This window comes from Mesorhizobium sp. CNPSo 4661 (assembly GCF_057784215.1).
On record NZ_JBWGIO010000018.1, the window covers coordinates 15,486 to 39,003 of the forward strand.

Sequence of the window (23,518 nt, forward strand, 5' to 3'; positions counted from 1 at the left end):
AAGCCGGAACGACATTGCTTTGGTGGATCGCTGAGAACGGCCCCTATCGGCGGCTCTGCCGGTCTCGCATCGGCATTGGGCAAGGGGCACATATAATGGAGGTATCGAATGAAGACGATGATCACCAATTCTATCGCCGGCCTGTTGCTCTTGTCAGGCATCAGCGTCGCAATAGCGGATACGGTGGTTCTGGCACCTGAACAGGAGACGACCATCCGCGAGTATGTGAAGAAGGAACCTCTTGCCTCGATCAAGTTGCCAGGCGTGGAGTTGAAGATCGGGAGCACGGTGCCGGAAAAGGTCGAGCTGCATAAAGTACCCAACGTGACGTACGAATACACCGTGATCGACAATCGGACCGTGGTCGTCGATCCGAAAACCCGTACCGTCGTCAAAGTTCTCGACTGACAAGCGAACCCTGGCGGGAGCGCAATTCAGCGCCCCGCCATTTATTCGGAGTGGGAAACCACCGGGGGCGACTTTCCTCGCCAATGAAAATACCTTCGCAACATGTTTGGAACTGACGCTCCTACAAACTGAAGGGCAAGCGCAGGATAAATCTCCCGAACGATAGGTGCGATTATCGATCGCAAGCTCTTCAAGCGGGCGCAGGCATCTGGGGCACGCAGTTTGCGCGCCCGAGCTGGATACAGGCTGAGCAGAGAGCTGCGGCTGTGGAGCGACGTGGGTCACGACTGGGGTTATGGCACCTGATTGGGCCTCTACCCGGACGACCAGCTTCCAGAGACCGTCAACGAAGTCGCCCGGGCTGCCGCGTGCGGGCCGCAACCCAGGCGTCGATGCATCAACTCTTGATGTCAATGCGCTTGACTTGCGACTGCGCCTTTTCGCTCTTCGGCAAGGTGACAGTCAGCACGCCATTCGTGAAGCGCGCCTCCACCTCGTCTTCCTTGACCTCGTAGCCGACCGGGATACGGCGCTCGAACCGGCCATAGTAGCGTTCGGAGAACTGCCTATCCTTGTCGTCCGTCTCGGAGCGTTTCTCGCCCCGCAGCGTCAGCACGCCGTCGTCGAGCAGGACCTCGATGTCTTTCTGTTCGAGGCCCGGCACCTCGGCGGTCACCTTGATCTCCTTCTCTCCGTTGGAGATCTCGACGCTCGGCCAACCGGCGCCGAGGGCGGAGACGCCGCCGAAAGACGGCAAACGGCTGTCGAAGCCGCGGAAAACATCGTCGAACAGGCGGTTTACCTCACGATGCAGCGACAGGAACGGATCGCGTTCGCCGTCGTGGAACACGCTTGGAAGCTGGTTGCCGTTGCTCCGGCCCCAGGGGATCAGATCACGGACACTCATAATTTCCTCCTCTCTGTTGAAAAGGCTTCCTATTGCGCCGGGCAATGTGCCCGGCGCTTGCGCGAGTGCGCCGACAAGAGACACTCAGGCAGCCTGCTTGTCGGCTTCGATCTTCTTCGTCGCGCCTTTGGGCATCGCCTTGTCAGCTGCGATCTCGATCCGGCGCGGTTTCATCTCTTCCGGAATCTCACGCTTCAGATCGATCGTCAGCAGGCCATTGACCAGGCTGGCGTCGACGACCTTCACATGATCGGCAAGCTCGAAGCGGCGCTGGAATGCGCGACCGGCAATTCCGCGATGCAGGTATTCACTCTTATCCTCGCCGGCTTTCTGCCCTGAGACCATGAGCATGTTCTGCTCCTGGGTAAGGTCCAGTTCGTCCTGCGCGAAGCCGGCCACCGCCATGGTGATGCGGTAGGCGTCTTCGGCGGTCTTGGCGATGTCGTAGGGTGGCCAATTGTCGACGGTTTCGATGCGGCTCGCCGTTTCGAGCGCGTTCAACATTCGATCGAAACCGATGCTCGACCGGAACAGCGGAGTGAAGTCAAAATTGGTTCTCATAGCTACATCCTCCATTGAGCAACATAGATACGAGGCGCGCCAAGGAAGCGGCGCCCCTTGACCTTGCCGGTCTCTCAAGCACCGGCAAAATCGATCTGGGAATTCAACACCGGAACGTCAAGACCCGGCCGCGAACCCGCCTTCAAGGTCGTGAAAAAGTCACCCTTTTCGTCTGCATCCAGGCGAGCAAATGATGAAGTGAAGGCGGCCGCACGACACGACCGCCTTGCGGCGCTGATCTTCACTGGAGCGCGATGACCCCGTCGACAGCCCGCCATTCTGAGGGCCTAATGAGCCGATGGTGGGCGACCCGGACGGAATGCAAGGCGCCCGCCAGATCGCGTTCCCAAAAGCCTAGAAAGCCCCTCAGCGCGGGGAAATCCGGGGCGAGATCATAATCCTGCCACACGTAAAGCTGGAGCAGGCCGGGATGGTCGGGCAGATGATAATGGATCTCGGCAGTGGTCAAGCCGTAGCCGTTCATCTGCAAGCGGAATTCCCTGCTGACCGCGTTCGCCATCGCCTTCTGCGCCTCACGCGCTCAGCCGATCGATCAACTGCGGATGGTCGTCATCGGCAGCGCCGCTGGGCGGCGGGGCGAGCGCATCAAGCCGGCGCAACGCATCCATGATGTCGTCGAAGGAGACCGGCCGCCCGGTGCCTGGCGGCTGGCGCAGTGCCGGCATCGATTCCACGGCGCAGGCGTCGGACGCCCAGGACGAAAGGATCGCCCGCTTTTCCCATATGTCGAGCGAGCCGTCCTCCAGCACATCCCGCGGGTGCTGAAAATGGCTGGCCGGCGACAGCAGCCGATCGAGGGAAAGGTCTGATATTTCGGGAGCAAGGGAAGGGATGATCGGCGAAAGCGTCTGTCGGTTCATTTCTGTCCTCCGTCTCCAAAACTCCTTGTTTCGGGGTGCAACTTCTCAGCGGCCCCGGCGGTGCCGGGGCGCCGATAATTTTGTTCAGCTCAATCGCGAATTCAAGTCTCTCATTTCGTCGACGTGACCCGAATTTACCGCATGTTTTCAGAGCAGTAGCACTCAACATTCGAGAGTGCCAAAAAATTTTCGGCCCCCTCTTGAAAGTGAACGAAGGCAAAATTAGCTCGACATGCGCGCGACGCCGAAAGGGTCGCGTGAGCCCCGCTCCGGTCCTACCGGCCCGGAGCGGAGGAACCTCAAAAATCTGTTTGTCCTGAAGGAGAACGATATGACGTTCCGTCCATTGCATGACCGTATCCTGGTCCGCCGCATCGAAGCTGAAGAGAAGACCGCCGGCGGCATCATCATCCCCGACACTGCCAAGGAAAAGCCGCAGGAAGGCGAGGTTATCGCCGTGGGCCCGGGCGCCCGCGACGAGAGCGGCAAGCTCGCGCCCCTAGACGTGAAGATCGGCGACCGCATTCTGTTCGGCAAATGGTCCGGCACCGAGATCAAGCTCAACGGCGAGGACCTGCTCATCATGAAGGAAAGCGACGTGATGGGCGTGATCGAGCAGGTCGCGACGCTGAAGAAAGCCGCCTGACCGGGGGCTTCGATCGAACCGCAACCCAGTCAAAGACAACTGCCTAGAAAAGGAGTGATCCAATGGCTGCCAAGGAAGTCAAATTCCATTCCGACGCCCGCGAGCGCATGCTGCGCGGCGTCAACATCCTCGCCGACGCGGTGAAGGTCACGCTTGGTCCGAAGGGCCGCAACGTCGTCATCGACAAGTCGTTCGGCGCTCCGCGCATCACCAAGGACGGCGTCACCGTCGCCAAGGAGATCGAGCTCGAGGACAAGTTCGAGAACATGGGCGCGCAGATGGTCCGCGAAGTTGCTTCGAAGACCAATGATCTCGCCGGCGATGGCACGACCACCGCTACCGTTCTCGCCCAGGCGATCGTTCGCGAGGGTGCCAAGGCGGTGGCTTCCGGCATGAACCCGATGGACCTCAAGCGCGGCATCGACAAGGCGGTGGACGCGGTCGTCACCGAACTCAAGACGAATGCCCGCAAGATCACCAGAAACGACGAGATCGCTCAGGTCGGCACCATCTCGGCCAATGGCGATGCCGAAATCGGCCGCTTCCTGGCCGAGGCTATGGAAAAGGTCGGCAACGAAGGCGTCATCACCGTCGAGGAGGCCAAGACGGCCGAGACCGAGCTGGAAGTCGTCGAAGGCATGCAGTTCGATCGCGGCTATCTCTCACCCTACTTCGTCACCAACCAGGACAAGATGCGCGTGGAGCTCGACGAGCCCTATGTGCTGATCCATGAAAAGAAACTTGGCAACCTGCAGGCGCTGCTTCCCGTGCTCGAGGCCGTGGTGCAGGCCGGCAAGCCGCTGCTGATCATCGCCGAGGACGTCGAGGGCGAAGCCCTGGCTACGCTCGTCGTCAACAAGCTGCGCGGCGGGCTGAAGGTTGCCGCCGTCAAGGCTCCGGGCTTCGGCGACCGTCGCAAGGCCATGCTGGAGGATATCGCCATCCTAACCGGCGGCACCGCCATCAGCGAGGATCTCGGCATCAAGCTGGAGAACGTAACGTTGGCGATGCTCGGCCGCGCCAAGAAAGTGGCCATCGAGAAGGAGAACACCACCATCGTGGACGGCGCCGGCAAGAAAGAGGAAATCCAGGGCCGCGTCACGCAGATCAAGGCGCAAATCGAGGAGACCACCTCCGATTACGATCGCGAGAAGCTGCAGGAGCGGCTGGCCAAGCTCGCCGGCGGCGTCGCGGTGATCCGTGTCGGCGGCGCGACGGAAGTCGAGGTCAAGGAGAAGAAGGACCGCGTCGACGACGCCCTGCACGCCACGCGCGCCGCGGTCGAGGAAGGTATCCTGCCTGGCGGCGGCGTTGCCCTGCTCAGGGCGGCCAAGGCGCTCGACGCCGTTGCGGTCGACAATCCCGACCAGAGATACGGCGTCGACATCGTGCGGCGGGCGATCGAGGCTCCGGCGCGCCAGATCGCTGAAAATGCCGGATCGGAAGGCTCGATCGTCGTCGGCAAGCTGCGCGAGAAGACCGACTTCGCCTTTGGCTGGAACGCCCAGACCGGCGAATATGGCGACCTCTACACGCAGGGTGTGATCGATCCAGCCAAGGTAGTGCGCACCGCGCTTCAGGATGCCGCTTCGGTAGCAGGACTGCTCGTCACCACGGAGGCCATGGTGGCCGAAAAGCCGAAGAAGGAAGCCGCCCCCGCCATGCCCGCCGGCGCCGGCATGGACTTCTAAAACGCAGACGTCGCCCGCTCCCGGTCCGGGGAGCGGGCGCTTGCGACGGACAAGATGGGAGAAATCTATGGACACGATAAGCAGGTCGGTTCCGGGACCGACGCATCCGGCAAGCGAATTCCTCGCCTACGAAGCCGAATGCCGCAACGCGCTGAAGCCGCTACTGGCAGGCTTGCTAGACACCGCCGAATCCGTCGGATGGAACCGGCGTACTGTCGCCTCGACGTTGATGTTTTTGGCAGCGCAGCATGTGTCAGCGGAAACGTCTGGACGAAGTTGACCGGGACGGGCCAGCCTCGGCTTCTATCGCCTCGGGACGACGTTTCATGATCGCGGATGGAGGAGGATAGCCATGATTGCGGGACGATTGCGCGAATGCCTGAAAAGACTGAGGTGGGGCGCCGCCGACTTGGCAGAGGAACTTGACTATCCGCCGAGCGAGGTGGCTCGCTGGCTGGACGGTAGCGCCCAGGTGCCGCTTGCCGTCGCCGCGTGGCTCGAGGCATTGGTGAAGGCTCACAAGGCGCTGCCGCCGCCAGGACTGGCCCAGTCGGGATCCGTGTTGCTGGCTTGGCCAATGGAGCGGTTGGCTGTCCTGAGTTCTGAGACCGACACAACAAAGCATGAAGCGTCGAAAGGGATTGTCCTTCGACCTTCCTATCCGCGTCGCCACGCCGTCGCCGGTAACCGTCGCGCCGGCGGGATGGCGGCACAGTCGAAAGGAGCTTCAGACAATGAAACACGACCACTTTAAGGAAGCGGTTACCATCCTCGTCGGCATGGGCCTGCCGGTGAGACTTGAGACGGTGATGCAAGCCTATGCCGTGCTCCAGGACTGGCCTGCCGCGACCAGGAGCAATGCCCATGCCATTGCTCTCAATGCCTGCAAGGCTGGCCTTGCCGGCGATATCGAGCCCGAAACAGTCAGAGCAACCCTCGTTGCCTTCGCCCGTCGTCACGACATCCTGGTGCCGGATATCGTTTCGCTGGCGCCGGCGGCACTGGCGGGCAAACCTGCCACCACAAGCAGCAACAGCTGAAAGACTGGAAACGCAGCACCCAAGGCAACCCATATGCTCCGTGTGATCTCATATGGCCTTGCGAACCGTAGCCGAACGGAGGGACCACGCCGCATGCTTTGGCAGCGTCGCGCCACCACGTCCTTCCATTCAAGTCTTAGCTGACGTTCGCCGTCGCCAGAGCCGGTCTCGTGTCGACGATGCAGCGATAACCGCTTCCGCCGTCTGGCAATTCAGGCTGTCAGCCATCGGCCGCTGCTGTGGCCGATTCAGGCGAAAACCGCACTCCAAGAAAATGTCTGGAACGGGCCGGAAGCGAACTGGCAGCATAGCGTGCGAAACCGGCCCGAAGGTGCTCTTCTATCCTAGTGGTCCGCGGCGCCTTACCCAAGCGAGGCGCCTACGCCCTCTGAACGCGGCAAATCCGAATACTCCGCCTCCTGGCGGTTTGCGATCGAGACGATCCAGGCGCGAAGCTCCGCGCCATGAGGCTTTTGCAGCGCCGATCGATCCCAGGCAAGGAAATAGGGATCGGGCAGTCGAAGGGGGACGTCGAATGGCACAACCAGCCGACCGGAGGTAATGTCGTCCTTCGCCATCGACAATTGCGCCAGGACGAAGCCGCGACCGTTGATGGCTGCGTCGATGGCCGCGCTAGACAGCGAGAATGCAACCTCGCCCGATGTCTTGCGGTATTTCGCGCCGATGCTTGCCGCCCACTCGCTCCAGGTCGGCGGCGAGCGATGCTCGCGTGCCCATTCGATCGCCAGCAATGGCCGTTCGAGGATGTCGACCGGCTTGCGCAAAGGTAGCCGCTCCAGCAGCGCCGGCGAGCAGGCCGGCACGACCCAGTCGGTGAATAGTTCGACATAGTGGTCGTAGCCACGATTCTTCGCGCCATAGGAAATGCGAAAGTCGAGCTGCTCGTCGCCGAAGCGCGCCTCGGCCTCGGCGCCGATCAGGCGCACTGTGGCGCCCAAATGATGCGCCTGCCAGTCGAAAAGCTGAGGCGCCAGCCACTTGCTGGCGAGCGAAGGCAGGCACGAGACAGTCAGCGCGCTCTCGGTGCGCGCCCGTTCGAGCAGTTCTCCGGCGCCCCGGATGCGATCGAAGCCCTCTGACACCGCCGAGTGGTAGAGCCGTCCCCAAGAGGTCAGCGTGAGTATCCTGCCGCGGCGCTCCAGAAGTTGCACACCGAGAAATTCTTCCGTCTTGCGGATCTGCTGGCTGACAGCGCCGGGCGAAACGCCGAGCTCGTAGGCAGCGCCCGTCACACTGCCCAGACGTCCGAAGGCTTCGAAGGCCTGTATCGCGCGCAAGGGTGGCGAGGTTCTCACGATATATGTTTCCGAGGCTTTGTTTTAGTTTTTCTAAAATAGAAGCCAGCTGCAAGCGCTTTTTGCACCCCCGCCGCGACACTAGAACTTTTCCCGAAGGATCGATATCTCGGAGAGGAAGCGGCCATGTTTCTCAGGAATTGCTGGTATGTCGCCGCTTGGGATCACGAGGTTGGCTCCAATGAGCTGAAGCCGGTGAAGGTCCTCGGCGAGGACATCGTCCTGTACCGCAAGACCGACGGCGCCGTCGCCGCCCTCGAAGATGCCTGCCCGCACCGCAAGCTGCCGCTGTCGATGGGCCGTATCAAGGGCGACGATGTCGAATGCGGCTATCACGGCCTCACTTTCGATTGCACCGGCACCTGCACCCGCGTTCCAGGCGCGGAGAAGATTCCGCATGTGGCACAGGTGCGCAGCTATCCGATCGCCGAGCGCTACGGCCTGCTCTGGATCTGGATGGGCGAGGCTGGCAAGGCCGATCCGGCCAAGATCTTCCAGGTCGAGCATTGGGGCGACCCAGCATGGGGCGTCAATCGCGGCGAGTCGATGATGCTCGAATGCAACTATCTCTACATGACCGACAACCTGCTCGACCCCTCGCATGTCGCCTGGGTCCACCAGAGCTCGTTCGGTAACGCCGCCGCCGAGGAGGCCCCACTCGAAACGACCGTCGGCGAGGACGGCGTCACCGTCTGGCGCTGGATGGTGGATGTCGAGCCCGCGCCATTCTACGCACCCTATCTCAAGTTCCGTGGCAAGTGCGACCGCAAGCAGCATTACGAGGTACGCTATCCAAGCCACGCCATCATCAAGGCGATCTTCGTGCCAGCCAACACAGGTGGGGAGGACAAGCCCCTTCATGAAGATGTCTTCCTCATGGACAGCTACAACTTCATGACTCCTGTCGATGGGAACCACACCAGGTACTATTGGTTTCAGATGCGCAATTTCGCGCCCGACGACGAGGAGATCTCGCGCCAGTTCGCCAAGTCCGTGCGTGGAGCCTTCGACGAGGATCGCGTGGTGCTCAACGCCGTGCACAAGGGCATGGCCGACATGCGCACCCCGAATCTCGACCTGAAGATCGACGTCGGTCCGCTGCGCTTCCGCCGCAACCTGGCGAGGCTGATCGCGGCTGTGGAACAGCAGCTGGCGGCCGCCGAATGAACGCCTACGCCGCGCCCGTCAGCGCAGGCCGGAGCGGGTTTCGCGAACTTAAGGTGGTGGCCAAGGTGCGTGAAAGCGCAACCATAAGCTCCTTCCACCTGGAGCCGCTGGAACCAGCAGGTTGGCGGCCTTTCGAGCCTGGCCAGTTCCTCGTCTTCCGCATACCGGTCCAAGACGGCAACGCGTTCGTGCTCAGGAATTACAGCGTGTCGTGCTCGCCGCGGCGGCAGGGCAGCTACCGCATTACCGTCAAGCGCGAGGCTGCACCGAGCGCCGATGTGCCCGAGGGCGTCAGTTCCTGCTATTTGCATGATCATGTCGAGGTCGGTGACGTCCTGCTGGCCGAGGGGCCGCGCGGCGATTTCACGCTCGATGGCGAGAGCAAGCGGCCGGCGGTGCTGCTGAGCGGCGGCGTCGGACTGACGCCACTGGTCGCGATGCTGCATGCCCTGGCCGCCACAGAACGGAAGGCGTTCTTCATCCATGCCTGCGATAATGGCGTCGTGCACGCCCTGCGCGACGAGGTCGAGGAGGTCGCCGCTTCTCGATCAGGTATGACGGTGCATTTCTGCTACCGCTTCCCGACCGAAAAGGACAGGATCGCCGGCCGCCACCACAGCGAAGGTGTGGTGACGCGAGAGCTATTGCAGCGGCTGCTGCCGCTCGACGACTACGATTTCTATCTTTGCGGCCCTTCGCCCTTCATGCAGGCCGTGTATGGGATGCTGCGTGGGCTCGGGGTTCCCAAGCAGCGCATCAGCCACGAGTTCTTCGGTCCGGCAACCCTGCTGGAAACACCAGCCAAGGCGGCGCCGGTCGAGCTGCAGCCGACGGCACGGGCGGTTTCGGACGAAGCTCCGACGGTGGAGTTTCGCAAGTCGGGCCGCACTGTGCTTTGGGACGCGACTGCCGAATCGCTGCTCGCTTTTGCGGAGGAACAGGGCCTTTCCCCCGAATTCAGCTGTCGCGCCGGCGTATGCGGCACCTGCAAGTCGCGCCTGATTTCCGGCGAGGTCGATTACTTCGAGGAGCCGTTGGACGAGCCGCCTGCCGGCGAAGTCCTGTTGTGCTGCTCCAAGCCAAGAGGATCGGTCATCCTGGACATTTGACCGGGCGGAAGCCCGTTAAAGTACGCACTCCCTCAGAGAACGGAAGCTTCGGCGTGGACAATTCGGTCAAAAGCGGCTCGCAAAACGGCTTGGCATTCAACCCCAACGTCGCTGCCCTGCCGCCCTACAATGCCGGCATGAATATCGCGGTCGCCCGTTCGATCTCGGGGCGCAACGACATCGCGCGTCTGGCCAGCAATGAAAATCCGGACGGGTGCTCGCCGGCCGTCCTCGCGGTGCTCGCCTCGCCGACGCTCGAGCCATGGCGTTACGCCGACCCCGCCTGCGCAGCTCTGCGTGCCGCCCTCGGGCAGAGGCTGTCGATCCAGCCGGACACCATCGTTGCCGGCAACGGTTCGGAGGAACTGATCGCCGCGGTGTCGCGCGCCATGCTTGTTCCAGGTGTGGGCGTGGTCACTGTGGTTCCGAGCTTCGGGCTGCACGAGATCGAGCCGCTGGCGCAGGGCGCGGTCGTGACAAAAGTAGCGATGACCGGCGATCTCGGCTTCGACATAGCGGCACTCGAGCAGGCTGTCGCCAGCGGTCCCCGCGTTGTCTTCCTGTCCTCACCGTGGAATCCCGTCGGCCCTGCGCTCGATCGCAAGTCGCTGGATCGGCTGATTGCAGCGGTGAGACCCGGCACGTTGTTGGTGCTGGACGAAGCCTATTTCGAATTCGCTGACGGTTCCTGTCCCGACGGGCTCGAAGTGCTGCGCTCAAGCGACATTGCCTTCGTCGTGCTGCGCACCTTCTCCAAGGCCTACGGACTGGCGGGACTACGCGTCGGCTATGCCATCTGCTCCGACGCCGAACTGGCGCGCGTTGTGGCGGCGGCCAAGACGCCCTTCAACGTCAACGCCGCGGCGCAGGCTGCTGCCATCGCGGCACTCAGCGACGAGGCGTGGATGCGTGCATCGGTCGCTCGCCTGCGCAGCGAGCGAGCTCGCGTCGGCGCCGCCCTCGAAGAGCTTGGTTTCCGTGTCGCGTCCTCCCAGACGAATTTCCTGTTCTTCGATTGCGGCCGCGACAGCGCGGCCCTGGCGAGCGCCTTGCTTCAAGAAGGCATCATCGTCAAGGCATGGCGTGAAAGAGGCTACGAAGCCTATACACGCCTCACCATTGGCTCACCCGCCGACAATGACCGCCTGATCGGCGCGCTGGCAAGGATCGCGCGTCAATGAACGGCCAACACGTCAGCCAGGCGAGATTGCAACATGCTCCTCGGGCAGTCCCGCATGCGCTTCTCGACGACCTCGGCGCCGTCGTCGGCGCGCAGCACTTGCGAACCGGCGCAGCCGCGGATGTCGATCCCGGCACCAATCTTGAGAATTTGGCCGCCGGCATCATCGTCGCACCCGCCACAACCGACGAGGTTGCCGCAGTGATGCGCTTGTGCAGCCAGTATGCGGTGCCGGTCGTTGCCCAGGGGGGACGCACAGGATTGGTCGGCGGCAGCATTTCAAAGCCCGGCGAGATCGTGCTTTCGCTTGAGCGGATGAACCGCATCGAAAGGCTGGACGCCGTCGAGCACACGGCCGTTGTGCAAGCCGGCGTCGTTTTGGAAAATCTGCAGAAGGCGGCTGCCGAACACAGGCTCGAACCGGGCATCGATCTTGCGGCGCGCGGTAGTGCCACCATCGGCGGCATGATCTCGACCAACGCCGGCGGGGTCATGGCCTTCCGCAACGGCGTCATGCGCCACCGGGTGCTCGGCCTTGAGGCGGTCCTGCCGGATGGCAGCGTCTATTGCGATATGACCCGGGTGGTAAAGAATGCCGCGGGCTATGACCTGAAGCATCTTTTCATCGGCGCGGAAGGCACGCTCGGCGTCGTAACGTGCGCGGTGCTCAAACTCGATCCCATGCCGTGCGCGACGGTAACGGCGCTGTTCGGCCTGCCGTCGGTCAAGGCGGCGCTGGACCTCATCCGCTTGGCGCTCGACTGCGAAACGGGCGAGCTTCGCGCGGCCGAGGCGTTGTGGCCGTCTTTCATCGATCTCACAGCTGCCGCGCGTGGCTGGTCGGAGCCCGACTTCGAGCTCGGCCGGCCGATCTATCTTCTGCTGGGGCTTGGCGGCGCGCGCGAGGAGGCACTGCGCGTCGAGTTCGAAAAACTCTTCGGCGATATTCTGGATCGCCATCCCGGGACGACCGGCATCCTCGCCAGCTCGAAGCGACAGGAAGAGGCGCTATGGGGACTGCGTGAGGACACCGAGGTCATCTATCGAGCACATCCGGCGGCGCCTTCCTACGACGTGTCGGTGCCGCTCTCGGAGATCGACGGATATGTCGAGAGAATCCTCGCGGGGCTGGCCGGTATCGACCCTGAATTGAAACCGTACGTCTTCGGCCATCTCGCCGATGGGAACCTGCATATCGTGCTCAACCGCGGCGGACCTCTACCGGCGGCGCTCGCGGCGGCCGTAGAGGCGGTGCTGTACGTCGATCTTGTCGCTCTTGGGGGCTCATTTTCGGCCGAGCACGGCGTCGGTTCCAAGCGCATCCACTCGCTGCTCGCCACCGCCGACGAGACCAAGCTGAAGCTGATGAGACGCGTCAAAGATACGCTCGACGGCCATTCGCTGATGAACCCGGGAAAGGTGATGCCGCTTGCATCGCATCCCATCAACGACAGCAGCCGGAACGGAGTGGAAGCCCATGCGTGATGTAGCCGCGGCGCGCTCCTATTCGGTCGGCTTTGCCGAGCTTCGCCAGCGCTTCCGCAACGCGGCCCAGCGCGCCGGTGCCGAGCTGACGGAATACGTGCATCCCCTCCACGGCCCGGCCGGGGAGGTGCTGGCCACCGACATCGCCTTCATCGGTCGTCGCAGCGCGCCCAAGGTGATGGTGCTGATCTCGGGCACGCATGGCGTCGAAGGCCAGTTCGGTTCGGCCTGCCAGACGGCCTGGCTGGAGGAGAATGCGCCGTGGCGGCTGCCGGACGATACGGCAATCCTCGCCATTCACCTCATCAACCCCTGGGGCACGGCCTGGTCGCGCCGCGTCAACGAGGACAATGTCGACCTCAACCGCAATTTCATCGACTGGCAGGCCGCGGCGCCGAAGAACGAGAAATACGCAGATCTACATGCGGCGCTGGTCTGCCAAGAATGGGAAGGCCCCGACCGCGTCCGGGCCGACGAGGCACTGGACGCAGCAAGGAAGCGGCTCGGCGGCCATGCCGGTATCGCGCCGATCGTGGAGGCCGGTCAGTACCAGTTTCCTGACGGTCTATTCTACGGCGGTGCGGGACCCGTCTGGTCGAACCGCACGCTCAACGACATTCTGGCCACATTCGCCGCGCAGGCGCGTCACGTCCTGGTCTTCGACATGCACACCGGAGCTGGCCCCTATGGCTATCCCGCGCTGCTGTCGGTCGCCGAAAGCGAGCATGACGGCCTGGCATGGGGCAAATCCGTGTTCGGCCCGGCGCTCTCGGTGGTGCTGACCGGCAGGGACGCCAAGACGGACACCGGTATCGCCGCGACCGCGACAGGCTATGTCTCGGCGGCCGTTCGCAAGGCGCTGCCCGACGCGCGCGTGCTGCCGCTGGTCGTCGAGTGCGGCACGCTGGACGGCGCCACGGTCATGGACGCGGTGCAGGCCGACAACTGGCTGCATCTCTACGGCAAGGTCGATTCCCCGCTCGGACAGCGCATAAAGGCCGCCTTGCGCGCCGCCTTCATTCCCGAGGATGCCGACTGGCAGTGGAACTCGCTGGCAACGAGCCTACGCTATTTCGATCGCGCCTTCGCCGATCTCAAGGCGGTGGACGCCGCCATCGACGACAAGCCGCGAACGGCCGCGCCATTCGCCGTGACCAGCATCACCCTGCCACATCCCGCGGCCGTCGCCGTGCGGCCTAGGCCGGCCGTCGAGATACTCGACCTCCACAAGAGCTTTGGTCAGGTCGAGGTGCTGAGCGGCGTCAACCTCTCGGCCAGCGCGGGCGAGGTGGTGTCGATGATCGGTTCGTCCGGTTCCGGCAAGAGCACCTTCCTGCGCTGCATCAACATGCTTGAGCAGCCCAACGCCGGCCGCATCATCGTCGACGGCGAAGAGATCAGGATGAAGAAGACCTCGGACGGACGCTCTCATCCGGCCGACATGCGGCAGGTGGAGCGCATCCGCGCCCGCGTCGGCATGGTGTTCCAGAGCTTCAACCTGTGGCCGCACTTGACGGTGCTCGAAAACATCATCGAGGCGCCCGTTCACGTGTTGAAGGAGCGCCGTGAAGAGTCCGTCGAATACGCCCATGCGCTGCTGAAAAAGGTCGGGCTGTCCGACAAGCACGCCCAATATCCCGGCCAGCTGTCTGGAGGCCAGCAGCAGCGCGCGGCGATCGCCCGCACGCTCGCCATGCGGCCCAAGGTGATCCTGCTTGATGAGCCCACGTCCGCGCTCGATCCCGAACTGGTCGGCGAGGTCTTGCGCGTCATCCGCCAGCTCGCCGAGGAGGGCAACACCATGATCCTCGTGACGCACGAGATGCAGTTCGCGCGCGAGGTGTCGCACAAGATCCTCTTTCTCCATCGCGGCAAGGTGGAGGAGGAGGGAGCGCCGGCGGAGCTGTTCGCCAATCCGCGCTCGGAACGCCTGCGCCAGTTCCTGGCTCGGACGCTCTGACCGTGGCGCAATCAAGAAGCAACAGGGCGTAAGCCCGATGCACACCCACAAACGCCAACAATGGGGAACTCAATGAAACTGAAAATCTTGTCACTGCTCGCCTTCCTCGCGGTGGGAATGAGCAGCTCTTACGCCGGAGACGAACTCGCGATCGGCACCGAGGGCGCCTATCCGCCTTGGAGCATGGCCGATGCCTCCGGCAACGTCACGGGCTTCGATGCCGATGTCGGCGCCTTGTTGTGCGCCAAGCTCAACAAGAAGTGCCACTTCGTCGTGCAGGCCTTCGACGGCCTGATCCCGGCGCTGAAGGCAAAGCGCTTCGACGTCATCATCTCGGGCATGTCGATCACCGCCGAGCGCAAGAAGGAAATCAACTTCAGCGTCGGTTACGCTGAGCTCGCCAACATGTTCGTGGCGCCGAAGGGTTCCGACCTCGCCGGCATCAAGGACATCGACACGCTGCTCAAGTCGCTCGACGGCAAGAAGGTTGGCGTGCAAGCCGGCACCACCCATGCGCATTTCCTCGAGAAGCGCGCCCCCAATGCCGATCTCAGGACCTACGACACCCTCGACCAGATGCAGATCGACCTCGCGTCCGGCCGCATCGACGCTGCCTTCGCCGACGCTTCGGCGCTGCAGGACTTCCTCGACAAGCCGGATGGCAAGAACTTCCAGTTCGTCGACGTGAAGATCAAAAGCAGCTTCGATCCGTCGCTGGGTGAAGGCATCGGTGTTGGTATCGCGCAGGACAACACCGCGCTGAAAGCCGACATCGACAAGGCGCTGTGCGAGCTGATTGCCGATGGTTCGGTCGGCAAGGCGAGCGAGAAGTGGTTCAAGTCCGACATTTCTCGCCCCTGCAAATAAGCACCCCGAGGCGACCGTCCGCACGAAGCGAGGACGGTCGCCTCGACTAGGTCCGGAGGCGGCAATGTCGCCGTCCGGGCGAAATTGGCATCGGAACGCTTGGGCCACGCAATGGAATTTGGTCTTTGGCAGGTGTGGGAAGGTGGCTGGGTCAGCGCCATCATGCGCGGCGCGGCAATCACCATTGCCGTGGCTATCGCCGCCATGGTGGGTGGCTTCGTCGTCGGCGTGATCTGCGGCCTGATCAAATGGGGGCGCGTGCGTCCGCTGACGTATGTCGTGGACGGCTACACGGCGCTGGTTCGCGGTGTACCCGAATTGCTCATCATCTACCTGCTGTTCTTCGGTTCGGTCGAGTTTGTGACGCGGGTGGCGACGGCCTTCGGCTATGCCGGCCTTGCCGACAGCGGCTATGCTTTCGTCATCGCGGTCATCGCCATCGGCTCTATCTCGGGGGCCTATTCCACCGAGGTGGTGCGCGGCGCGCTCGCCGCCATCCCGCAAGGTCAGATCGAGGCGGCCCGGGCGCTGGGCATCCCCGGCGTCCGCATCTTTCGCCGTATCATCCTGCCGCAGATGCTGCGCATCGCGATTCCAGGGATGAACAATGTCTGGCAGGTCACCATCAAGGACACAGCCCTCGTCTCGGTGGTCGGCCTTCAGGAGTTGATGCGAACGGCCTTCATCGGCTCCAACACAACCCGCCACCCCTTCATCTTCTATCTCATCGCGGCGGTGGTGTATCTCGCGATCACACTGATCAGCCAGGCCGGCGTCGACCAGGCCGAACGCATGCTCAGGCTTCGCGCAAGGAAGTAATGCGATGGACCTCGAACTCATCCAGCAGGCGGTTCCGGTGCTGTTGAAAGGGCTGAAGGTCACCGCCATCCTCACCGTCCTGTCGGTGCTGATCGGCTTCAACCTCGGCCTGGGGCTCGCCATGATGCGCCTGTCGTCGAACAGGCTCGTTTCCGGTTTTGCCAAAGGCTACAGCACGGTCTTTCGCGGCACGCCGCTGCTGGTGCAGATCTTCCTGTTCTATTATGGCCTCGGCCAACTCTCCTTCGTCAAGGACAACGCGGCACTGTGGTGGGTGGTCAGCGACGGCGCGCGCTGCGCGGTGCTGGCGCTGGCGCTCAACACGGCCGCCTACACGTCGGAGATCCTGCGCGGCGGCTTGCTGTCGGTGCCGACGGGTCTCGTCGAGGCAGCGCAGGCCTGCGGAATGTCGCGCGCCTTGCGCTTCCGCCGCATCGAGTTTCCCCTCGCAATCCGCCAGGCGTTGCCTGCTTATGGCAACGAACTGGTCCTGACGCTGAAGGGCACCAGCCTTGCTTCCACAATTACGGTCCTGGAAGTCACTGGCTACGCGAAGCGGTTGATGAGCCAGACCTTCGCAGTGTTCGAGATATTTGCCATCGCCGGAGTGTTCTACCTGGCGATCAATCTCCTGCTGATCACCTTAGTGCGTCTGCTGGAGCGCTATCTCAATCGCCACCAGTCGCAATGAAAATGTCCGCTTGCGGGAAACATCGCAGTCGACGTCGCCCGATCGAGCCGCGACAGTGAAGCGTTGGCGTAGGTTGGCGAAGCAAGCGGGGCTCAGTCGAAGAAGCCCGCATCCTCTTCCTTGAGATACTTCCGGGCGGCTTCGGCGTCGATATCGAGACCGAGCCCCGGCGCTTCCAAGAGGTCCACCATGCTGTCCTTCACGATCTGCTTCGGCAGACCGATGACGAGGTCCTCCCACCACGGGTCGGAGGCGCTCGGATATTCGAAGGCGATGTAGTTGGCGGGCAAGGTGGCGCAGACATTGATCAGCGCGCCGAGGCCGAGCAGGCCGTTCGCCGTGCCGTGCGGCGCCATCAGGATCGAGTGCATATAGGCGTGCTCGGCCACCCATTTGAGCTCGGCAATGCCGCCGATATCAGCCGGATCGGGGCCGATGACGCGCACCGCCTGCGTCTCGATCAGTTCCTTGAAATTGTGCCTGAGGTAGATCTGCTCGCCGGTGTGGATCGGCGTCGAGGTGGACGTGGTCAGCTCGCGATAGGCCTGCGGATTGACCCACGGCACATAGTCGCCGGTCAGCATGTCCTCGAGCCACATCAAATTGTACTTCTCGACCGCGCGCGCGAACTTGATCGCATCGGGCAGCATCCAGCCCGGGCCGCAGTCGAGCGCCAGGCTGACCTTGTCGCCCAGCACCTCCTTCATCGCGATCACGCAGTCGAGCATGTGGTTGAAACCGCGCTCGCTGATCACGCCTTGGTCCATGGCGCCGTGATAGCCGGCCTTCTTCTGCGTCACGCCGTAATGGAAGCCATCGACGCTGTCCTTCATGTTGGAGTGGAACGAGATGCCCTGCTTGACCATGAAGAAGTTCTGCGGCTGCTCCATCATCCATTTGACGTCGGCGGCATAATCCTCCGGCCGGTCGCCCGTGCGCTTGCGGCGGATCGAGCCGTTGTAGACGCGCACCTTGTCGCGCACCTTGCCGCCAAGCAGTTTGTAGACGGGCACGCCCGCGGCCTTGCCGGCAATGTCCCACAGCGCGTGCTCGATAGCGCTCACCGCCGCGCCATAGGGCTTGAACGAGCCGCGCTGGCGGATCTTCAGCATCACCCGCTCGACATCGGTCGGGTCCTCGCCGATCAGCGCCTCGCGGAAGTGCAGCACGAAGGGTTTCAGGTAGGTCTTTGTGTATTCGACTTCGCCCAGCCCATAGAGCCCCTCGTCGGTCACGACGCGGACGATCGGGTGCTTGCCGATGACAGCGCAGCGCAGGTCGGTGATCTTCATGGCGCAGTCCTATTTCACAGACGAGAAAGCTGTCGGCGTGAGCAGCTGGCTGCTGATATTGGCGATGATCTGCCCGTCGCGCTGAGACTCGTCCACGGCCCTGTGCCATGCCGGATCGGCGACGAAAGCCGCCCATTTCGCCTCACGCTCGGCCATCGATTCCCAGGCGAGGAAATAGGTGAGGCGATTGCTGTTTTCGCCGATCGCCGTGGTGAAAAACCCGGCCTGGCGGATGCCATGCCTCTCCCAGATGGCCAGCGTTTGTTCGGAAAAGCGCTTGAGCAAAGCCGGCAGCCTGCCCGGCAGGCAGTCATAGATACGCAGCTCGTAGATCATGGTTTCGTCCGTTACTTTCTTCGCCTCACCCTTGGGAGAGGTCGATACCAATGGTCGGTCGTTGGCCCTCTAAATCTTGGGGAATGAGGCAGGGGGCCGGGCTAACTCCAGGTCCGGTCCCAGCTATATTCATTGTCCCAATGCTCGGTGGATTGCCATATCCCCGTGACACCGGGCTGCAGATGCTGGCTGATCACCTCGTCGACGACGTCGTCGATCCCCAGGCCCGGCTTGTCCGGAACGGTGATGAAGCCGTCCTTGACGAGCGGCTTGGGAAGGCCGGTGACGATATCGTCCCACCAGTCGACATCGACGGAATGGTATTCGAGCGCCATGAAGTTCTCGGTCGCGGTCGCGACATGGGCCGCAGCCATCGCGGCGATCGGACTTTCGGCCATGTGGATGGCCATGGCGACGCCGTGGTCCTGCGCCATGTCGCCGATCTTCTTGGTCTCGAGGATGCCGCCGCTGGTGAGCAGGTCCGGGTGGATAATGGAGAGGCCACCGCTCGCAAGCAGCGGCTCGAAGCCCTCCTTGAGATAGATATCCTCGCCGGTGCAGATCGGCACCGAGGTCGCCTGCTGCAGCTGCCGGTATTGCGCGGTGTACTGCCAGGGAATGACGTCCTCGAGCCATGCGGGGACATATTTTTCGATGCGGCGCGACAGGCGGATCCCGTCCTGCAGCGAGATGTGGCCGACATGGTCAATGGCTAAAGGGATCTCGTAGCCGATGACCTCGCGAACCTCGTGGATATACTGCTCGAGCAGGTCGATGCCCTTTTCGGTGAAATGCAGGCCCGTGAACGGATGCTGCACATTCTGCGCATCGTAGGCGAGATTGCGGGCCTTGCGTTCCTCCAACGAGCCGCCGCGGCCGCGCGGATTGCCGCGAAGCTCTTCGAGCACGCCGGCGGGCGCGACAACCGTGCCCGGGACATGGGCGATCTGCATCAAGCCGAGGTCCATTTTGAGGAAGGTGAAGCCGCGCTCCATGCGCGCCTTGAGGCGCTTGCCGGTCTCGGTGCCGCTCGGCTTCTCGGCGTCGGTGTCGCAATAGACGCGCACGTGATCGCGAAACTTGCCGCCGAGCATCTGGTAGATCGGCACGCCATAGGCCTTGCCGGCGAGATCCCAGAGCGCGATCTCGACCGCTGACACGCCGCCGCCCTGCCGCCCATGGCCGCCGAACTGTTTGATGCGGCGAAACAGACGGTCGATGTCGCATGGGTTCTCACCGAGCAGCCGGCTCTTCAGCATCAGCGCAAAGGTGGCGCTGGCGCCATCGCGCACCTCGCCAAGCCCGACGATGCCCTGGTTGGTGTAGATTTTGAGAAGCGCCGAGGTGAATGGCGCGCCGACGATCTCGGCCACCCGCATGTCGGTGATGCGCAGCTCGGACGGATTGGAATTCGTGTTCACCCGATTGAGGGCCTCATCGGCTCCGCCGGTCTTTGGCATGACTTATCCTCGTTCTGGTCGATAGGGTTTATGCCCCGCCCTTGCCGACTTGGAACGCCGCTAGCCCAACTCGATCTCGTGGGCCTGCAAATAGTCACGGTTCAAATCGACGCCGAGGCCAGGCTTCGATGTCAGCTTGAGGTTGCCGTTCGAAACATCGAGCGGTTTGTCGATGAGGTGATCGTATTTGGAGAGGTCCCACTCCGAGGTTTCGAGCTTGTAGAAATTGGGAACCGTCATCATCACCTGCGCCCCCGCGACCACGTTGATCGGTCCGGCAGCGTCATGCGGTGAGACCGGCACGTAGTAGGCTTCGCACAGGGCGGAAATCTTCTTGAGCTCGGTGATGCCGCCGGTCCAGGTGACGTCCGGCATGATGTAGTCGGCGAGCTTGCCCTCGAGCACCGGCACGAAATCCCACTTGGTGTGGCCGCGCTCGCCCCAGGAGATGGCGGCGCTAACCTTGTCGCGTACCTGCTTGAGGGCATTGAGGCTTTCGGGCGGGCACGGCTCCTCGAACCAGTCGATCTGGCCCGCCTCTTCGAGGCTGCGGCAGAGGCGGATGGCGGTCGGAACGTCGAAGCGGCCATGCGCGTCGATGAGAATGTCGACATCGGGCCCTGCCGTCTCGCGGATCAGGGCCGTGAGCTCGGCGGCTTCGCGCTCGTCCTTGCGGGTCATGCCGCCGTCGAGGTAGCCGTCGCGCCTTTCGCGGGCCACGCCATCGACGCTGGGGCCTTGGTGGGGAAACGGATCGAATTTGAGCCCGGTGTGGCCGGACTCCACGATGTCGCGAATTTCGCGGACCACCGCCTCCTTGCCGGTGAACTTGGCCTGGTTGGGATGGGTGTAAAGAGCGATCTCATCGCGTACCGGGCCGCCCAGCAACTCGTAGATCGGCTTGCCGAGGACTTTGCCGCGGATGTCCCAAAGCGCAATGTCGATGGCGCTGACGCATTCGACCGCGGCGCCGCGACTGCCCATGTAGGTGAAGCTGCGGAAGATCTTGTGCCACAGATGCTCGATGCGCGCCGGATCCTCGCCTGCGACGGCTAGCCCGATCTGGCGCAGGATCGTGCACAGCGCGCGGTTGGCGAGCTTCGTCGTGGTGGTGATCTCGCCCCAGCCGCTCACTCCCTCGTCGGTCGTCACCTCGACGAACAGATACTCGCCCCAATAAGACGCATCGGACTTGATCAGCCATGGCCGAATGCTCGTGATTTTCATCTGAACTATCCTCTCTGAAATGGCCAGGCTGACGTGTTGTGGATCGGCTACCCTGCCCGGGCGGCGCTGCGCGCGCGCATATGTTCCAAGACATGTCGGCCGGAACCCTCGACATGGCGAGCAATGAGCTCGGCCGCCTTGTCGGCCTCTCCCGATTTCACGAGCGCGATGAGTTCGCGGTGCTCGCGGATGATCGCGGCGCGACGGGCGAGCGTGAAATTGAAACGCCGGCTGACTGCCCGCAGCACCTCGCGATGCTTCCACCAGAGCTCGGCGGCGTGGCGGTTGTAGTGCCGCTGGTACATCACGGTATGGAAAGCGGTATCCAGCTCGCTGTGCCTCAACGGATCAGCGAAGTTGTTCTCTTCGATCAGGCCCTGGAGACGTTCGAGCTCGGCGATGTCCTCCTCGGTCGCCATTCCCACAAACCAGCGCGTCAGGGCGGGCTCGATGAGAACGCCGATCTCGTAGATATCGCGCACGAAATCCTGATCTATGGGTCGGACGCGCGCACCCCGGTTGGGAATGAAGGTGACGAAGCCCTCGCCGCGCAACAGCTGAAGCGCCTCGCGCACGGGGTTGGTCGAGGTGCCGTGACGGCGGGCGAGATCGGTGACCACGAGCCGCTCGTTGGCAGCCAGCCGTCCCTCGATGATGTCTTCCCTTATCTGCTCGTAAAGCGAGGCGCCCTCGCTTGATGCTCCAAGAGCGTCAATCCCCTCGGGTGGCTCTGCTTTGAAATCGCTCGTTTCCGCCAAGGCCGTCCCCCTTAGTCCAATACACGATCTGACCGATATCATGCACATCTTCGACAAACAATGTACGATTTGTTGCGTTGACAGCTATTCTGCGATCTGAAAACGTATAAAGTGATCGAAGGGATACATTAGGGCGGAGGAATATCCCGACGATCGAACGACCAAGGACCGCTTGCCTCGACGCAGAGCGGCATGGGAGAACCTGGAGGAGACTTATGAGGAGGATCACAGCCGGCGGTGCCGTTTTGCGCGGCGCTGTCTCCACTGCTTTGACGATATCGTTGACATCCGCTTCGGCGCTTGCCGCGCCGCCGGTCGACCTGAGCAAGTGGTCGCCGGAATATGTGCGTTCTATTGCCGGCACGCAGGATTTTGACACGGCGGGCGATTGCGCCAAGGTCACCCCGCTCGACTACAAGGGGCGACTGACATTCTGGTACCAGGGCGTGTTCGAGGGCGACCCCGACCTCCTGCGCCAGTACTACAAGGATTTCTTCGCTACCTTCCGCAAGACCTACCCGAACATCCAGCTTGAGGAACAGGCCCTCACCTACAACGACCTGCTCGACAAGTTCCGCACCGCGCTCCTCGGCAATGCCGCGCCGATGGCGGTCCGCCTGCAGATCCTGGGCGGAACCGAGTTCGCCTCGAAGGGCTATCTGCAGCCGCTCAAGCCCGAGGACGTCGGCTATTCGACCGAGGATTTCTGGCCCGGCGCCATGAAGGCGGTCACCTGGGACGGCGTGACCTACGGCATTCCGACCAACAATGAGACGATGGCTTTCATCTGGAACGCCGACATCTTCAAGCGTGCGGGCCTCGATCCGAACAAGCCCCCGGCAACCTGGGACGACGTCGTCAAATATTCCAAGCAGATCCACGACAAGCTCGGCATTGCCGGTTACGGCCTCGTGGCGCGCAAGAATGCCGGCAACACGCCCTACCGCTTCATGCCGCAGCTGTGGGCCTATGGCGGCGGCGTCTTCGACGAAGCCACCGCGAACCCCACCTACAAGGACATCGAGCTCAACAGCCCGCAGAGCAAGGCGGCGCTGCAGGCTTCCTACGACATGTATGTTCGCGACAAATCGGTTCCGGTTTCGGCGCTCACCAACCAGCAGGCCGACAACCAGCCGCTGTTCCTCGCTGGCCAGCTCGGCATGATGATCTCGCACCCGTCCGACTACAACGTCATGCTCGACCTGCAGAAGAAGGCGACGGGCACCGACAAGGACAAGGCGCAGACCGTCATCGACAACATGCGCTACGGCCTGATCCCGACCGGCCCGGACGGCAAGCGCGCCGTCGTGTTCGGCGGTTCGAACATCCACATCCTCAAGCCGGAATATGTCGAGGGCGGCAAGGTGGACGAGCCGGCCGCAAAGGCCATCATCTGCATGTGGACGAGCCCCGAATGGTCGCTGAAGATGGCCTATGCCGGTTCGAACCCCGGCAACCTCAACGGCTTCAAGACCAAATGGATGAAGGAACGTCTGGACAGCATCAAGTTCCTCGACGTCACGACCTCGATGCTGCCATACGGCATCCCCTTCCCGGCGCTGCCGCAGTCGCCCGAGATCATGAATATCATCGTCCCGGACATGCTGCAGAACGCCCTGACCGGCGCGATGACCGTCGACCAGGCGGCGGACGACGCGGCCAAGAAGGTGAAAGAGCTGATGGGCGGCGGACTGTAGCCCAGGCCTGACCTGAGATC

General features: G+C 62.8%; 25 protein-coding genes. 15 read left to right on the top strand and 10 right to left on the bottom strand.

Translation table 11 applies throughout. From position 1 onward, the window contains the following. Positions 1 to 108: 108 nt before the first annotated feature. The gene (locus AC0YKC_RS25490) at positions 109 to 408 is read left to right on the top strand and encodes a DUF1236 domain-containing protein (RefSeq protein ID WP_320293735.1); all 300 of its coding nucleotides are present in this window, start codon (positions 109 to 111) and stop codon (positions 406 to 408) included. 397 nt (positions 409 to 805) lie between these two features. On the opposite strand, the gene AC0YKC_RS25495 is transcribed toward AC0YKC_RS25490, so the two are convergent. From AC0YKC_RS25495 to AC0YKC_RS25510, 4 genes are all read right to left on the bottom strand, one after another. After that, positions 806 to 1,315, bottom strand: coding sequence for an Hsp20/alpha crystallin family protein (locus tag AC0YKC_RS25495; RefSeq protein ID WP_488513081.1), 510 nt, complete (start codon positions 1,313 to 1,315; stop codon positions 806 to 808). An 84-nt stretch (positions 1,316 to 1,399) separates the two neighbouring features. Beyond that, positions 1,400 to 1,876 (bottom strand): Hsp20 family protein, encoded by a 477-nt coding sequence (locus AC0YKC_RS25500; RefSeq protein ID WP_434723577.1) that lies wholly within the window; start codon positions 1,874 to 1,876, stop codon positions 1,400 to 1,402. A 241-nt stretch (positions 1,877 to 2,117) separates the two neighbouring features. Next, positions 2,118 to 2,396 (bottom strand): usg protein, encoded by a 279-nt coding sequence (locus AC0YKC_RS25505; RefSeq protein WP_488513082.1) that lies wholly within the window; start codon positions 2,394 to 2,396, stop codon positions 2,118 to 2,120. 13 nt (positions 2,397 to 2,409) lie between these two features. After that, positions 2,410 to 2,757, bottom strand: a complete 348-nt coding sequence (locus tag AC0YKC_RS25510) for a hypothetical protein (protein ID WP_320293731.1) — start codon at positions 2,755 to 2,757, stop codon at positions 2,410 to 2,412. Between the two features lie 331 nt (positions 2,758 to 3,088). On the opposite strand from AC0YKC_RS25510, the gene groES reads away from it, so the two are divergent. From groES to AC0YKC_RS25535, 5 genes are all read left to right on the top strand, one after another. Continuing rightward, positions 3,089 to 3,403, top strand: a complete 315-nt coding sequence (gene groES, locus AC0YKC_RS25515) for a co-chaperone GroES (protein ID WP_320293730.1) — start codon at positions 3,089 to 3,091, stop codon at positions 3,401 to 3,403. Positions 3,404 to 3,465: 62 nt separating this feature from the next. Further along, positions 3,466 to 5,094: a chaperonin GroEL gene (gene groL, locus AC0YKC_RS25520; RefSeq protein ID WP_488513083.1), complete on the top strand. Its 1,629-nt coding sequence runs from the start codon at positions 3,466 to 3,468 to the stop codon at positions 5,092 to 5,094. 67 nt (positions 5,095 to 5,161) lie between these two features. After that, positions 5,162 to 5,374: a hypothetical protein gene (locus tag AC0YKC_RS25525; RefSeq protein WP_488513084.1), complete on the top strand. Its 213-nt coding sequence runs from the start codon at positions 5,162 to 5,164 to the stop codon at positions 5,372 to 5,374. A 72-nt stretch (positions 5,375 to 5,446) separates the two neighbouring features. Then, positions 5,447 to 5,848, top strand: coding sequence for a helix-turn-helix domain-containing protein (locus tag AC0YKC_RS25530; protein ID WP_320293727.1), 402 nt, complete (start codon positions 5,447 to 5,449; stop codon positions 5,846 to 5,848). After that, positions 5,829 to 6,134 carry a DUF982 domain-containing protein gene (locus AC0YKC_RS25535; protein ID WP_320293726.1) on the top strand — a complete coding sequence of 102 codons (306 nt, stop codon included), beginning with the start codon at positions 5,829 to 5,831 and terminating at the stop codon, positions 6,132 to 6,134. Before AC0YKC_RS25530 ends, AC0YKC_RS25535 begins: the two co-directional genes overlap by 20 nt. A gap of 362 nt (positions 6,135 to 6,496) precedes the next feature. Here AC0YKC_RS25535 and AC0YKC_RS25540 read toward each other — a convergent pair whose 3' ends face one another. Next, positions 6,497 to 7,450, bottom strand: coding sequence for a LysR substrate-binding domain-containing protein (locus AC0YKC_RS25540; protein WP_488513085.1), 954 nt, complete (start codon positions 7,448 to 7,450; stop codon positions 6,497 to 6,499). A gap of 126 nt (positions 7,451 to 7,576) precedes the next feature. Between AC0YKC_RS25540 and AC0YKC_RS25545 the strand changes: the two genes are divergently transcribed. The 8 genes from AC0YKC_RS25545 (at position 7,577) to AC0YKC_RS25580 (ending at position 16,728) form a co-directional block, all read left to right on the top strand. Next, entirely contained in the window at positions 7,577 to 8,617 is a 1,041-nt protein-coding gene (locus AC0YKC_RS25545; RefSeq protein WP_488513086.1) for an aromatic ring-hydroxylating dioxygenase subunit alpha, read from the top strand. Continuing rightward, complete coding sequence (locus AC0YKC_RS25550) at positions 8,614 to 9,726, top strand: 2Fe-2S iron-sulfur cluster-binding protein (protein ID WP_488513087.1); 1,113 nt, start codon at positions 8,614 to 8,616, stop codon at positions 9,724 to 9,726. Before AC0YKC_RS25545 ends, AC0YKC_RS25550 begins: the two co-directional genes overlap by 4 nt. Before the next feature lie 53 nt (positions 9,727 to 9,779). After that, positions 9,780 to 10,907: a histidinol-phosphate transaminase gene (gene hisC / locus AC0YKC_RS25555; RefSeq protein ID WP_488513088.1), complete on the top strand. Its 1,128-nt coding sequence runs from the start codon at positions 9,780 to 9,782 to the stop codon at positions 10,905 to 10,907. A gap of 149 nt (positions 10,908 to 11,056) precedes the next feature. Next, a complete protein-coding gene (locus AC0YKC_RS25560) occupies positions 11,057 to 12,391 on the top strand; it encodes an FAD-binding oxidoreductase (RefSeq protein WP_488513089.1) in 1,335 nt (444 codons plus the stop codon). Then, positions 12,384 to 14,351 (top strand): DUF2817 domain-containing protein, encoded by a 1,968-nt coding sequence (locus AC0YKC_RS25565; RefSeq protein WP_488513090.1) that lies wholly within the window; start codon positions 12,384 to 12,386, stop codon positions 14,349 to 14,351. The genes AC0YKC_RS25560 and AC0YKC_RS25565 overlap by 8 nt, the downstream gene beginning before the upstream one ends. Before the next feature lie 72 nt (positions 14,352 to 14,423). Next, positions 14,424 to 15,218 carry a transporter substrate-binding domain-containing protein gene (locus tag AC0YKC_RS25570; protein WP_320293719.1) on the top strand — a complete coding sequence of 265 codons (795 nt, stop codon included), beginning with the start codon at positions 14,424 to 14,426 and terminating at the stop codon, positions 15,216 to 15,218. Between the two features lie 111 nt (positions 15,219 to 15,329). Next, positions 15,330 to 16,037: an ABC transporter permease gene (locus AC0YKC_RS25575; RefSeq protein WP_320293718.1), complete on the top strand. Its 708-nt coding sequence runs from the start codon at positions 15,330 to 15,332 to the stop codon at positions 16,035 to 16,037. Between the two features lie 4 nt (positions 16,038 to 16,041). Beyond that, positions 16,042 to 16,728, top strand: a complete 687-nt coding sequence (locus AC0YKC_RS25580) for an ABC transporter permease (RefSeq protein ID WP_320293717.1) — start codon at positions 16,042 to 16,044, stop codon at positions 16,726 to 16,728. Positions 16,729 to 16,820: 92 nt separating this feature from the next. On the opposite strand, the gene AC0YKC_RS25585 is transcribed toward AC0YKC_RS25580, so the two are convergent. The 5 genes from AC0YKC_RS25585 to AC0YKC_RS25605 all read right to left on the bottom strand — a co-directional run bounded on the left by AC0YKC_RS25585 (position 16,821) and on the right by AC0YKC_RS25605 (position 21,801). Further along, on the bottom strand, positions 16,821 to 18,020 hold the full coding sequence (locus AC0YKC_RS25585; protein WP_320293716.1) for a mandelate racemase/muconate lactonizing enzyme family protein: 1,200 nt from the start codon (positions 18,018 to 18,020) through the stop codon (positions 16,821 to 16,823). Between the two features lie 9 nt (positions 18,021 to 18,029). Continuing rightward, positions 18,030 to 18,356, bottom strand: a complete 327-nt coding sequence (locus AC0YKC_RS25590) for an NIPSNAP family protein (protein ID WP_320293715.1) — start codon at positions 18,354 to 18,356, stop codon at positions 18,030 to 18,032. A 101-nt stretch (positions 18,357 to 18,457) separates the two neighbouring features. Further along, on the bottom strand, positions 18,458 to 19,816 hold the full coding sequence (locus tag AC0YKC_RS25595; RefSeq protein WP_488513091.1) for a mandelate racemase/muconate lactonizing enzyme family protein: 1,359 nt from the start codon (positions 19,814 to 19,816) through the stop codon (positions 18,458 to 18,460). A gap of 60 nt (positions 19,817 to 19,876) precedes the next feature. After that, positions 19,877 to 21,043, bottom strand: a complete 1,167-nt coding sequence (locus AC0YKC_RS25600; protein WP_488513092.1) for a mandelate racemase/muconate lactonizing enzyme family protein — start codon at positions 21,041 to 21,043, stop codon at positions 19,877 to 19,879. 47 nt (positions 21,044 to 21,090) lie between these two features. Then, complete coding sequence (locus AC0YKC_RS25605) at positions 21,091 to 21,801, bottom strand: GntR family transcriptional regulator (protein WP_320293712.1); 711 nt, start codon at positions 21,799 to 21,801, stop codon at positions 21,091 to 21,093. A 215-nt stretch (positions 21,802 to 22,016) separates the two neighbouring features. On the opposite strand from AC0YKC_RS25605, the gene AC0YKC_RS25610 reads away from it, so the two are divergent. Then, entirely contained in the window at positions 22,017 to 23,498 is a 1,482-nt protein-coding gene (locus AC0YKC_RS25610; protein WP_488513093.1) for an ABC transporter substrate-binding protein, read from the top strand. Positions 23,499 to 23,518: the final 20 nt, after the last annotated feature.